This is a genomic window from Pseudomonas sp. 43NM1, assembly GCF_002836905.1.
In the GTDB taxonomy this organism is placed as follows: domain Bacteria; phylum Pseudomonadota; class Gammaproteobacteria; order Pseudomonadales; family Pseudomonadaceae; genus Aquipseudomonas; species Aquipseudomonas prosekii.
Genome location: NZ_MKGS01000184.1, coordinates 1 through 11,940, shown reverse-complemented (window position 1 = coordinate 11,940; position 11,940 = coordinate 1). Strand labels below are relative to the sequence as shown.

General features: G+C 56.3%; 10 protein-coding genes and 2 pseudogenes. 10 read left to right on the top strand and 2 right to left on the bottom strand.

Annotated features, from left to right (window positions below; all coding sequences use genetic code 11):
• Positions 1-116 precede the first annotated feature (116 nt).
• Together BI292_RS23660 and BI292_RS23655 are read left to right on the top strand one after the other, a co-directional pair.
• The gene (locus BI292_RS23660) at positions 117-416 is read left to right on the top strand and encodes a metal-sensing transcriptional repressor (RefSeq protein WP_101209371.1); all 300 of its coding nucleotides are present in this window, start codon (positions 117-119) and stop codon (positions 414-416) included.
• A 7-nt stretch (positions 417-423) separates the two neighbouring features.
• On the top strand, positions 424-1,560 hold the full coding sequence (locus tag BI292_RS23655) for a nickel/cobalt efflux protein RcnA (RefSeq protein ID WP_101209370.1): 1,137 nt from the start codon (positions 424-426) through the stop codon (positions 1,558-1,560).
• 8 nt (positions 1,561-1,568) lie between these two features.
• On the opposite strand, the pseudogene BI292_RS29270 reads toward BI292_RS23655, so the two are convergent.
• Positions 1,569-1,706, bottom strand: a pseudogene (locus tag BI292_RS29270) (chromate resistance protein); the annotation flags it as partial.
• Positions 1,707-2,279: 573 nt separating this feature from the next.
• Between BI292_RS29270 and BI292_RS23645 the strand changes: the two are divergent.
• The 7 genes and pseudogenes from BI292_RS23645 to BI292_RS29265 all read left to right on the top strand — a co-directional run.
• Positions 2,280-2,621 (top strand): hypothetical protein, encoded by a 342-nt coding sequence (locus tag BI292_RS23645; protein WP_101209369.1) that lies wholly within the window; start codon positions 2,280-2,282, stop codon positions 2,619-2,621.
• Positions 2,622-2,720: 99 nt separating this feature from the next.
• The gene (locus BI292_RS23640) at positions 2,721-3,977 is read left to right on the top strand and encodes a TolC family protein (protein ID WP_101209368.1); all 1,257 of its coding nucleotides are present in this window, start codon (positions 2,721-2,723) and stop codon (positions 3,975-3,977) included.
• Positions 3,974-5,455: an efflux RND transporter periplasmic adaptor subunit gene (locus tag BI292_RS23635; protein WP_101209367.1), complete on the top strand. Its 1,482-nt coding sequence runs from the start codon at positions 3,974-3,976 to the stop codon at positions 5,453-5,455. The genes BI292_RS23640 and BI292_RS23635 overlap by 4 nt, the downstream gene beginning before the upstream one ends.
• Positions 5,452-8,610: an efflux RND transporter permease subunit gene (locus tag BI292_RS23630; protein ID WP_101209366.1), complete on the top strand. Its 3,159-nt coding sequence runs from the start codon at positions 5,452-5,454 to the stop codon at positions 8,608-8,610. Before BI292_RS23635 ends, BI292_RS23630 begins: the two co-directional genes overlap by 4 nt.
• Positions 8,607-8,957: a copper-binding protein gene (locus BI292_RS23625; RefSeq protein WP_101209365.1), complete on the top strand. Its 351-nt coding sequence runs from the start codon at positions 8,607-8,609 to the stop codon at positions 8,955-8,957. Before BI292_RS23630 ends, BI292_RS23625 begins: the two co-directional genes overlap by 4 nt.
• Before the next feature lie 473 nt (positions 8,958-9,430).
• A complete protein-coding gene (locus tag BI292_RS28835; protein ID WP_157831300.1) occupies positions 9,431-9,655 on the top strand; it encodes a hypothetical protein in 225 nt (74 codons plus the stop codon).
• Between the two features lie 252 nt (positions 9,656-9,907).
• Positions 9,908-10,314, top strand: a pseudogene (locus BI292_RS29265) (IS3 family transposase); the annotation flags it as partial.
• Positions 10,315-10,570: 256 nt separating this feature from the next.
• On the opposite strand, the gene BI292_RS23605 reads toward BI292_RS29265, so the two are convergent.
• Positions 10,571-10,765, bottom strand: coding sequence for a hypothetical protein (locus tag BI292_RS23605; RefSeq protein ID WP_101209361.1), 195 nt, complete (start codon positions 10,763-10,765; stop codon positions 10,571-10,573).
• A gap of 1,007 nt (positions 10,766-11,772) precedes the next feature.
• On the opposite strand from BI292_RS23605, the gene BI292_RS23585 reads away from it, so the two are divergent.
• Positions 11,773-11,940, top strand: a 168-nt coding sequence (locus BI292_RS23585; protein ID WP_157831299.1) for a transposase, incomplete at its 3' end; no start/stop codon positions are given.

The window sequence follows — 11,940 nt, the reverse complement described above, 5'->3', positions numbered from 1 at the left end:
CTGCTGAACATGGCGTTCGGGTTTCAACTTGTTTTATAGGGTTTTGTTACGTTTGACCTATCCCCCTGGGGGGGATAGGATGCCAGCGTAATTCTTTGGGGCCCGAGGCTCAAGTCATGAGTGAGCAAGAACACCAACATAGCCATCCGCACACCCACCAAAGTCACGAGGCGATCATCAAGCGCCTCAAGCGGGCTGATGGCCATTTACGCGGCATCATCACCATGATCGAAGAGGGTCGTGAATGCGTGGACATTGCTCAGCAGTTGCACGCTGTCGAAAAAGCGGTCTGCCAGGCGAAGCGCACGCTCATCCAGGATCACATCGATCACTGCCTTGAGGACACCGTTTCGGCGTTAGGTAATGGCGAGCGCGCACCGCTGGAAGCGTTCAAACAAATCACCAAGTACCTCTAGGTCTGAAATGCCCAACTTCGCTGAACTGCTACAACAAGGCGGGGCTCACGCCTGGCTGTATTTCCCGAGCGCTATTCTGCTCGGCGCCTTGCATGGCCTGGAACCGGGCCATTCAAAAACCATGATGGCGGCCTTCATCGTGGCCATTCGTGGTTCGGTAAAACAAGCCGTTTTGTTGGGCTTGGCCGCGACGCTGTCGCACACCGCTGTGGTGTGGTTGGTCGCCATCGGCGGCATGTACCTGGGCAAAGGACTGGATGCTCAAACCACTGAGCCGTACTTCCAGCTTGCGTCCTCTGCACTGATCATCGTGATTGCGCTGTGGATGCTGTGGCGTACCTGGCGCGGTGAGCAGATGTTCAAGTTCGAGCAAGGTGATGATCATCACCACGACGAGCATGACCATGGTCATCATGATGAGACCCACCGAATCGATACTGGCCATGGCCGTGTTGAGCTGTCGATCTTCGAAGAAGGCGTGTCACCGCATTGGCGCCTGAAGACATTGACCGGACACGCCTGGACAGCCTCAGATGTTCGCCTGATGACTACTCGTCCGGACGGCAGCACTCAATCGTTCTCTTTCGTCGAGCGCGAAGGCTTCCTGGAGTCGGCAGTCGATATCCCGGAGCCTCATGAGTTCAGTGCCCGCTTGAGTCTGGGCCATGCGGGTCATTCCCATGATTATGACCTGGAATACCTAGAGCATGATCACGGGCACACGCATTCCGAACTGGAAGGCCTGGAGTTGTCGAATGATGGCTATCAGGATGCGCACGAACGTGCACATGCCAATGATATCCGTAAACGCTTCACCAACCGCGAGGTGACCACGGGTCAGATCGTCATGTTCGGTCTGACGGGCGGTCTGATTCCTTGCCCTGCCGCAATCACTGTCCTGCTGCTCTGCCTTCAGGTTAAAGAAGTCGCGCTGGGAGGCATGCTCGTCCTGTGCTTCAGCATCGGATTGGCGCTCACGTTGGTGACTGTGGGTGCTGCTGCGGCCATTGGCGCTAAGCAGGCATCTAACCGCTGGCCATGGCTTGGCACCGTTGCTCGTCGTGCGCCGTACCTATCCAGCGTGTTGATCATTGGTGTTGGTCTGTACGTAGGGTTCCATGGCTGGATCGGCCTGAACGCATAAGGCGATGTCCGAGTGCCCTGCGGATCGACCACCGGCAGGATGTAAGCAGTGACATTGATGGAAAAGATGTCGCGTTCGACGGACGCCAGGGCTTCACGACAGACATTGGAGTCAGGCAACAGATAGGCACCATCGCGCAAAACCGCGAAGGACAGCTAATGGATGAAATCAGTCATAGCCCCAATGCCTGCACCACTCTCGGGAACTAAGCACCATATGTAAGGAAGGTCACCCCACTTTTGGGGAATGCTCCGTGAAGCAATATGAATCTACCGTCCTGAAGTGGCCATTTCATCGCAAAGTCGTGGTGACCTACCAACTGGCTTGGTAATTGCTCTCATGCTTGTACTCAATATTCGTTGAGTAATCGAAAACCGGAGATTAGAGCCTTGTGGAAACGTCCTATGCTTATCGGAGTTTCGCTTGGAATCGGAATCCTTACACTCGGTTTGGCTGTGAGTATTATCCTCATGCAATGGCAACTGAGATAACCCAGCCACGCAGCTGTGCAGACGAAGTAATACGTCTCGGCTGGATTGGCTTGAGTGATGCCTTGATCGGTTTTTAACCACTGCAGATCTAGAAACTGCATGTCAGAAACTTTATTTCGCGTCGGTAATGTTGGCTTAACTTAGGATGTGCTTTATCGCCTTTGGCAGGCCTATTGGGCCGACCGCTTCCAATTGTAAGAGCCATTCTCAGCGACTAGACTCCAGACCATGAAACGCTATCTGCGGTTTTGCCTCATCTTCATGATCAGCTTTGCGCTTCCCCTCAGCGGGATGGCGGGCGTTCAGGCACCAACAGAACCGTGCCCGATGAAGACGATGGGCATGGCGATGATGGACGATATGGGGATGGACTGCTGCAACGATATGAAAAGCCCTTCCGAGCACGGCAAACCTTGTAAGCCGGGCCAGGAATGCAAGTCGGGCGGCATGCTGCAAGTCTCGATCTTAAAGCCTCCTGTATCCGTATTCAGCCCCGAAGTAATTTCATTCTTCAGCGATTCCTTGCCTGTAAAGACCTCGTCCGGGGTTTGGCGACCGCCTCGCGTTTGATTCCTGTCCCACATTGAGCCTCATTCCGCATTAGCGGGATGGACTAGCTGCGCGCATGTCTTTTTTCGTGTGCAGCGGATGATCACAGGAATCGCAAACATGAACTCTAGGTGCTATTGCACAGGTTGGTCTCTCGTGGCCGGCCTGACGGCAAGCATGCTGGCATTGCCGAGCCTCGCTGCCGCCTTAACATTCGATGAAGCGTTGCGGCTAGCCGAAAACAATTCGCCGTCACTGAACGCACAAGATGCCAAAATTCAGGCTGCCAGCAGCGCGGCTATTCCAGCCGGCGAATTACCTGACCCCAAGTTATTGGTGGGTGTGCAGAACTACCCCATTGGCGGCCCGGATCGCTGGAGCATCGACCAGGACTTCATGACCATGCAAATGGTCGGGGTCAGGCAGGAGATGCCCAATAGCGACAAGCGCAAAGCGCGCATCGAGGTCGCCGACGCTGCCGTTGATCGCGCTGCTGCGGAGCGTAGGGTCGAACGTCTGAAGGTACGCCAGGCCACGGCATTGGCCTGGATTAGTAGCTACTCGGTTGAGCGCAAAGATGCACTGTTCCAGGATTTCTACAAAGAAAATCGTCTCCTAACCGATACCGTCCGGGCTCAAATTGCCGGTGGCCGCGTTCAACCTGCTGAAGCGGTGACACCCAAACAAGAAGCAGCCCAACTGGCAGAGCAACAGGACGACCTGATTCGTGAGCGCGCCCAGGCCCGAGCGGCCCTCAAACGCTGGATTGGCTCCGCCGCCAATGACAAGCCTGTGGGCAGCTTGCCTGTATGGCCCGTCGATACCTCAAGCTACGCCCATAAACTGCAACACCATCCCGAGTTGGCAGCGTTTGCGCCGATGACCCGTGAAGCGCAAGCCAAGGTTCGTGAAGCAGAAGCGGAGAAGCAGTCGGACTGGAGTTGGGAGCTCGATTATCAGCATCGTGGCCGACAATTCGGCGACATGGTCAGCGTGCAACTTTCATGGGATCTGCCGCTGTTTCCTGACTCGCGCCAAAACCCCAAAATCGCAGCCAAGCAGGCTGAACTCAACCAGCTTGAGGCCGAGCGCGAAGCCCTGTCTCGTGAGCACACCCAGCAATTGGAAACTGAACTGGCTGACTATGAGCGCCTAAATCGTGCCGTGCGCCGAAACCAGGAAAGCCTATTGCCGCTGGCCAAGGAAAAGGTCGAACTCAGCATGGCTAGTTACCGTGCCGGCAAAGGCGATTTAAACGCCGTTGTTGCCGCCCGACGCGAGCTTATCGAGGCCCGTCTCAAGCAGATTGATGTGGAAGAGCAGCGAGCGCTGACCAGTGCGCGTCTGTATTTCGCTTATGGGGAGGCCAGCCAATGAACCTTAAATGGAACGGGGCATTGTTGGTAGGCATCTCGCTGGCGTTCGGTATTGCCGGTGGTTACTGGTTCGCTCAACAGCGCATGAATGGGGTATCCAGTTCTGCCCAGGAGCAGAGCCTCGATTCACCTGACGAACGCAAGGCTCTGTATTGGTATGACCCCATGTACCCGCAGCAAAAATTCGATAAGCCGGGTAAGTCCCCCTTCATGGACATGCAACTGGTTCCTAAGTACGCCGGTGGCGCAGGGGATCGTGCGACCGTCAGTATCGATCCGAGTCTGACCCAGAATCTCGGTCTGCGTTTTGCAACAGTCACCCGTGGAATATTTGACTCCAGCCTCGATGTGACAGGTGTCTTGGGATTCAACGAACGTGATGTCGCTGTGATTCAGGCACGCACCACGGGCTTTGTGGAGCGGGTTTATGCCCACGCTCCCGGTGATGTGCTCAAAGCCAACGCGGCGTTGGCGGATATCCTGGTGCCGGAATGGGCGGCTGCCCAGTCAGAGTTTCTTGCACTGACGCGCAGCGGGGATGCTGACCTGTTGGCTGCGGCCCGCCAGCGACTGCGGCTCACAGGGATGCCGGCAGCACTGATTACTCAGGTAGAGCGTGGCGGTAAGGTTCAGCCCTACCTGACTCTCACCAGCCCTATTGGTGGTGTGCTGCAAGAATTGAATGTACGTGCGGGTATGACTGTGGCTACTGGCGATACTCTGGCACGCGTCAATGGCTTAAGCAGTGTCTGGCTCGCCGTGGCCGTTCCAGAATCGGATGCCGGATCGATCACCGTGGGGCAGGCGGTCGAAGCGCATCTGCCAGCCTTCCCTGGGACAATGCTCAGTGGCAAGGTCAGCGCGATTTTACCCGAGACCAACCCGGACAGCCGCACTCTTCGCGTGCGGGTGGAACTACCCAATCCGGATGGGCGCCTCAGACCGGGTTTGACGGCGCAGGTACGCCTGAATCGCTCGACCGGGCAAAGTGTGTTGTGGGTGCCGAGCGAGGCCGTCATCCGCACTGGCCGACGTGCCTTGGTGATGCTCGCCGAAGACGCGGGCCACTACCGTCCAGTGGAAGTGCATCTCGGGCAGGAAAGCGATGGCAAGACGGCGATAGTGAAAGGTCTGGAAGAAGGCCAGAAGGTGGTTACGTCTGGCCAGTTCCTGCTCGACTCGGAGGCCAGTCTCAAGGGAATCGTTGCAAGTTCGGAGGAAGAGTCACTGCCCAGCTCAGCAACCTCCAGTTTTCATGAGGCGGATGGGCAGATCGTTGAGATCAACGACAAAGAAGTCACGCTTGCCCATGGCCCCTTCAAGACGCTGGGCATGCCTGGCATGACGATGACGTTTCCACTCGCCAACCCGGCTCTGATGCAGGGCCTGAAAGCGGGTGACAAGGTTCGGATCGCGTTGAGCCAGACCGACGATGGCTTGCGTGTTGAACGCCTGGATAAATCGGGGAGCCAGCCATGATTGCTGCCCTGATTCGTTGGTCAGTAGCGAACCGATTCCTGGTGCTACTGGCGACGCTGTTTGTCACCGCTTGGGGCGTCTGGTCGGTGCAAAGCACGCCCATTGATGCGCTGCCAGATCTCTCGGATGTTCAGGTGATCATCCGCAGCCCTTTTCCGGGACAAGCGCCGCAGATTGTCGAGAACCAGGTGACCTATCCGTTGGCCACCACCATGCTCTCGGTGCCGGGAGCCAAGACGGTGCGTGGCTATTCCTTCTTCGGTGACAGCTTCGTTTATGTGCTGTTCGAAGATGGCACTGACTTGTACTGGGCTCGCTCGCGGGTGTTGGAGTATCTGAGCCAAATACAAAGTCGGTTGCCGGCCAGCGCGAAGCCGGCGTTGGGGCCGGATGCGACTGGCGTGGGTTGGATCTATCAGTACGCATTGGTGGATCGCAGTGGCGGACATGATCTGGCGCAGCTTCGCGCACTTCAGGACTGGTTCCTCAAGTTTGAACTCAAGACCCTGCCGAACGTTGCGGAAGTGGCCACCGTGGGTGGCATGGTCAAGCAGTACCAAGTGCAGCTCGATCCGCTGAAATTGGCCAGCCTCGGTATCACTCAGGCTGAGGTGACCGACGCCATCGGTAAGGCCAATCAGGAAACCGGTGGTGCCGTGCTGGAGATGGCGGAGACCGAGTTCATCGTGCGCGCTTCGGGCTATCTGAAGACGCTCAATGACTTCCGGGCGATCCCGCTTAAGTTGGGTGCGGGTGGTGTACCAGTGACCCTTGGCGATGTCGCAACTATCCAGTTGGGGCCGGAAATGCGGCGGGGCATTACCGAACTTGACGGCGAAGGCGAGACCGTCGGTGGCGTGGTGATTTTGCGCAGTGGCAAGAATGCTCGCGAGACCATTGCGGCGGTCAAGACTAAACTCGACGAACTGAAAAGCAGTCTGCCGTCCGGGGTGGAAATCGTTACCACCTACGACCGCAGCAAGCTGATCGACCGCGCTGTTGAAAACCTCAGCCACAAGCTGATCGAAGAGTTCATTGTCGTCGCGTTGGTCTGTGGAATCTTCCTCTGGCACCTGCGCTCATCCCTGGTGGCGATCATCTCCCTGCCTGTTGGTGTGTTGATTGCCTTCATCGTCATGCGCTACCAAGGCATCAACGCCAACATCATGTCCTTGGGCGGAATTGCCATCGCCATTGGCGCCATGGTCGATGCCGCCGTGGTGATGATCGAGAACGCCCACAAGAAGATTGAGGCATGGCACGCGGCCAATCCGGGGGAAGAACTGAAGGGTGAACGTCATTGGCATGTAATGACCGAAGCGGCGGCAGAGGTAGGCCCCGCGCTGTTCTTCTGTTTGTTGATCATCACCCTGTCGTTCATTCCGGTGTTCACCCTGGAAGCTCAGGAAGGACGGCTGTTCGGCCCTTTGGCTTTTACCAAGACCTATGCCATGGCCGCAGCGGCGGGGTTGTCAGTGACCTTGGTGCCAGTGCTGATGGGCTATTGGATTCGAGGTCGAATTCCCAGTGAACAACAGAACCCATTGAACCGGTGGTTGATTCGGATTTATCAGCCCGCTCTGGACGCGGTCTTACGTCGACCAAAGATCACGTTACTGGTGGCGCTATTGGTTTTTGTCAGTGCGCTATGGCCAATGTCGCGCTTGGGTGGCGAGTTTCTACCCGCGTTGGACGAGGGCGACCTGCTCTATATGCCTTCCGCTCTGCCAGGGCTGTCGGCGCAGAAAGCGGCACAACTGCTGCAACAGACCGACCGCTTGATCAAGACCGTACCAGAAGTCGAACACGTCTTTGGTAAAGCCGGTCGTGCCGAAACCGCCACCGACCCGGCACCGCTGGAAATGTTCGAAACCACCATCCAGTTCAAACCACATGAGCAATGGCGTCCAGGCATGACCCAGGAGAAGTTGGTGGAAGAACTGGATCGAGTGGTACGAGTCCCGGGGCTGACGAATATCTGGATACCACCTATTCGTAACCGTATCGATATGCTCGCTACGGGTATCAAGAGTCCCATTGGAGTGAAGGTCGCCGGCACCAACCTGACGGAGATCGATGCCGCTACTCAGGCGGTCGAGCGCGTGGCCAAGGATGTGCCCGGTGTCAGTTCGGCTCTGGCCGAGCGACTGACCGGTGGCCGCTATATCGACGTGGATATCGACCGCAAGGCCGCCGCCCGTTACGGACTGAATATTGCCGATGTGCAGTCCATCGTGGCCGGCGCTATCGGCGGCGAAAACGTCGGGGAGACCATTGAAGGGCTTGCACGCTTCCCGATCAACGTCCGTTACCCCCGTGAGTGGCGTGACTCGCTCGGCGCCCTGGAGCAGTTGCCAATCTACACCCCGCTAGGCAGCCAAATCACCCTTGGCACGGTGGCGAAGATCAAGGTCGGCGACGGGCCGCCGATGCTCAAGAGCGAAAACGCAAGGCCTTCAGGCTGGGTGTATATCGACGTGCGGGGGCGGGACATTGCCTCGGTTGTCGCCGACCTGCGTCGGGTCGTCAATGAACAGGTCAAGCTGCAGCCAGGCATGAGCCTGAGCTACTCAGGACAGTTCGAGTTTCTCGAAAGGGCCAACGCACGCCTCAAACTGGTAGTACCTGCCACGTTGTTGATCATCTTCGTTCTGCTCTACCTGACTTTCGCCCGCTTCGATGAGGCGCTATTGATCATGGCCACTCTGCCATTTGCACTGACCGGTGGAGCATGGTTCCTCTATCTATTGGGATTCAACCTGTCGGTCGCCACCGGAGTCGGCTTTATCGCCTTGGCCGGGGTTTCTGCCGAGTTCGGCGTGATCATGCTGCTCTACCTGAAGAACGCTTGGGCCGAACGTGAAGACGTCGGCGACAGCACTGAGCGCGGACTGGTTGCGGCGATTCGTGAAGGTGCTGTGCAGCGAGTTCGACCTAAGGCCATGACCGTGGCCGTCATTATTGCGGGCTTGTTACCCATCTTGTTGGGCAGCGGGACTGGTAGCGAAGTGATGAGCCGCATTGCCGCGCCCATGGTTGGCGGCATGGTCACAGCACCCTTGCTTTCCCTTTTTGTCATTCCGGCAGCCTATCGCCTAATGCGTCGCCGGCACCTCTCAGCTGCACCCATAAAGCCTCAAGGAAAAGTCGTATGAAACTGACCATGATTGCAGTTGCAAGCACCGTATTCGCGCTTTCACTCTCTGTCCATGCGGAGGACATGCCGGGCATGAAAATGGACGGTATGGAGGGCATGCAGATGGAGCAGGAAACAAAACAGGCTCAAGTTGCCAATGCCGAGGGGACGATCAAGGCTATAGATTCTACGAAACATACGGTGACCATCTCCCACGGAGCCGTCCCAGCCGTACAGTGGCCGCCAATGACTATGGCTTTTACCGTCACGGAGGATCAGATGGCAGGTCTGATGATCGGTGACCGTGTATCCTTTTCCTTCAGGATCGAGGGTGGCAAAGTCGCGATTGTTTCCATTAAAAAGTAAGGCTGTATTGATGAGAATCATCGGCATGCTCTGTCGTGCCGGTAGTGCCGGTAGTGCCTTGAGCTCTAAATGGTACGAGAGATGCAGTTCCTAGGCCTCGTGTTGCCCATCGGAAACTGATGAAGATCACTTGCTGTGGTGGCGTATAGCCGCTAATAGTGATGGAGTTCAAGGAGAGGGTGTGAAAATGATTTCGAGATTTGCTGTTGTCCCTGCTGTCCCCACACAAACGGGATCAACGCGTGATGGAGTGCGCTTCTACTGCAAGACTGCGCCCATAGGCTTCAACATCTACGACAACCAAGAGAAGCTTCGTCTACAGACGACCTATCAGGCCCGAGACGAGGCCGAGGATGAGTGTCAGCGACTTAACCAGCAGCTCCTTCAAAACGTACTTACGAAACGGCAGCCCATGACTGCCCTTTAAGCCAGCAGTCCTACAAAACCATTGGCGTTTTGAAACGAGCGGATCAATGATTCAGGGATGTACGACCTACACCACTCTGGTGCGGATGCTCGGCATTCAGGCGCGAACAAACCGCCTCGGCCTCGACGTTCGCTTTGAACACACCGTGCTTGCTAGCAGAGCCCCCCTCGACGAGATCTACAACCCGATATTGCTTGATGGCATCATCCAGTCTGGTTGTTTCGATGACCCTGAATCTTGGATGCATGGTGCGTTCTCTGCTGAAGACTGATGCTTTAGGAGTACCGGTATGACTCCGTGATCTCAACAAGTATGCAGGACAGAGCTGAGACAATTTATGACAGGGCGCTGTGATTGTCTAGTTGAGGACAGAGACTTCGCGGGAGGTGCGAGGGTAGGTTGATGAACGAGCCCCATGAAAGACAGGACACCGTTTCCCCCTTACGATAAGGGATAGGCAAACGGTTATGTTTATGACTAACAGCAATGATAAGAGTGGTGACTTTTTGGCTAGGAGCGGCGCCGCCGCTGGAGCATCAATGCCAACCAACTGTTCCTGTGGCGCAAGCTGTACCAGGACGGCAGCCTGTCGGCAGTGAGTGCCGATGAAGCCGTGGTGCCTGCGTCGGAGCTGAGCGATGCGCTCAAGCAGATCCGCGAGCTTCAACGGATGCGGGGCAAGAAGACGATGGAAGCAGAAATTCTCAAAGGGGCCGTGGAGATCGCTCGGGCGCGAAAATGGATTGCGCACTCACCCTTGTTGCCGGGGGACGACCAGTGAAACTGGTCAGCGAATGTCTCGGTGGGGCGCGCTCGCAATTAACGGTTCGAATCAAGCAATCGGTATCGCCCCAAAAACGGCGAAGCCGACTTGTTAGCGATGCTGAGTTGGTGGTGGAAGTCCAACAGCAAGTCAGCGAGTTGCCCAGCTAGGCGTCACCCATCAAGTCGCTGAGACCTGAGCGTAGTAGTAATCCAGCGCGCTTCGTCAGGCTGCTCCAGCAAGCGGAGCGCGCAGGTGTGAGGATGTAAGCCCGTAGGGCCCAGACAGTAGCGGGCACCGCTATGGCTGGGTTTACGACAGCCGCCCCCAGCGGGGCACACCCAGAACGACAAGGGATTTCTCGCCGCTTCCATCTTTCGACAATTAGGTAGCAGGCAAACGTCCCACTAGAGGGTTCTAGGATCAGTCGTCCAAATGCTCTGCCAGAAAGTTAACCAGCTCGAGCGGACGTCGACTTTCGATCACCTTGTAGATCAAATCACGCTTACTGCGCGGTAGCTTTTTCACTACACTTTTCGCCGACGCTTTGATGGCTTCGTCCGTTCCATGGATACGTGCTGCAAGGAGCAATACGAGCGTGGCATCAGTCAAATTCATAAGCTGGCCCTATCAAACGTAAAGCGCAGTATATCCCCGCGCTATTGCTGAATGCGTCGGAATGATTCCTGTGATCGCCATCCGCGTCTGCGTCTCTGAAAAAACCGACCACCTTTACGGATTTCGTGGCGTCCTTGAACTCCCGCCGTAGCCGGCAGTCAAGGGAGTTGGCATCATAAATCTTCTGATTTTTTTGCGCACTTGACCCTTCAAGCATTCGAGTCAATCCAGCCTCAGACCTTCCTGGGCTGGATTGTGACGCATCACTGCGCTAGGTTAGTGCCTAAGACTACGTTCAATGGAGAGAGCACATGTGTCACTTTCGTGAAGAAGACTGGATCTAACCCAACAGGTTGTAGTTAAGGTGTGGGCGGGAGAGAGCTGGTTCCTCCGCAATAATCTGCGCTGCAGCCCTGTAGTGAACCACCATGAAACGCTTTCGGCTTTCTGCAGAGCATCTACGTTTTGCCAGCGGATCAGTGACGCCAATGATGCTCGCGTCGCCAAAAAATGGTGGTATGAAGATAGCCGATGCACGCCAACGGCACCTTCAGCACGTCAGACTCGCGGTCGAAGTAGGGCAGGAAATATCGCCCACCAGCGGTGCTTCCAGGTTGCGGAAAGTTGATGGCGGCCTTACCGGATATTTAGCTCTGGCGTGACAGGCGTTTGAGATCAAAATCAAATAGAGGCGAGATCATGCGAGCTTGCTGAGTCTCGCCAAGCCCTGCTTAATGTGGCCTGCGTTCTCGCCGATTGTCGCAAGAGCTCCTCGAACGCAAGCGGAGCGCAGCCGCGAGGATGGACGCCTGTAGGGCCAAGACGCCGGTATCGCCATTGCTTGGCTCACGAAAGCCGCCCCTACAAAGGGGCGCGCTTGAAGATCAATCAAAACCGATCCTGAAGTTTGATGCTCTCTGGGTGAAAGCAAAGCGATAGAGGCTGTGAATCGCCACTAGTTTCGTAGACACCTCCAAGCCTTAAAATGAGGCCCATTAGGAGGTGCCATGAGCAACCAGCGATATCCCGAAGAATTCAAAATCCAGGCGGTCAAGCAAGTGACCGAAAAGCAGCTTCCTGTCTCGGAGGTGGCTGCACGATTGGGTGTGTCCGTGCACAGCCTCTATGCCTGGGTTAAGCGCTACACCAAGCCCCAAGAACAGCGCGTTGAGGAG

Bases quoted from the DNA above. Each gene is read 5' to 3' on its own strand.
- BI292_RS23660 (WP_101209371.1), top strand. From the start codon at position 117: ATGAGTGAGCAAGAACACCAACATAGCCATCCGCACACCCACCAAAGT.
- BI292_RS23655 (WP_101209370.1), top strand. From the start codon at position 424: ATGCCCAACTTCGCTGAACTGCTACAACAAGGCGGGGCTCACGCCTGG.
- BI292_RS23645 (WP_101209369.1), top strand. From the start codon at position 2,280: ATGAAACGCTATCTGCGGTTTTGCCTCATCTTCATGATCAGCTTTGCG.
- BI292_RS23640 (WP_101209368.1), top strand. From the start codon at position 2,721: ATGAACTCTAGGTGCTATTGCACAGGTTGGTCTCTCGTGGCCGGCCTG.
- BI292_RS23635 (WP_101209367.1), top strand. From the start codon at position 3,974: ATGAACCTTAAATGGAACGGGGCATTGTTGGTAGGCATCTCGCTGGCG.
- BI292_RS23630 (WP_101209366.1), top strand. From the start codon at position 5,452: ATGATTGCTGCCCTGATTCGTTGGTCAGTAGCGAACCGATTCCTGGTG.
- BI292_RS23625 (WP_101209365.1), top strand. From the start codon at position 8,607: ATGAAACTGACCATGATTGCAGTTGCAAGCACCGTATTCGCGCTTTCA.
- BI292_RS28835 (WP_157831300.1), top strand. From the start codon at position 9,431: ATGATTCAGGGATGTACGACCTACACCACTCTGGTGCGGATGCTCGGC.
- BI292_RS23605 (WP_101209361.1), bottom strand. From the start codon at position 10,765: ATGAATTTGACTGATGCCACGCTCGTATTGCTCCTTGCAGCACGTATC.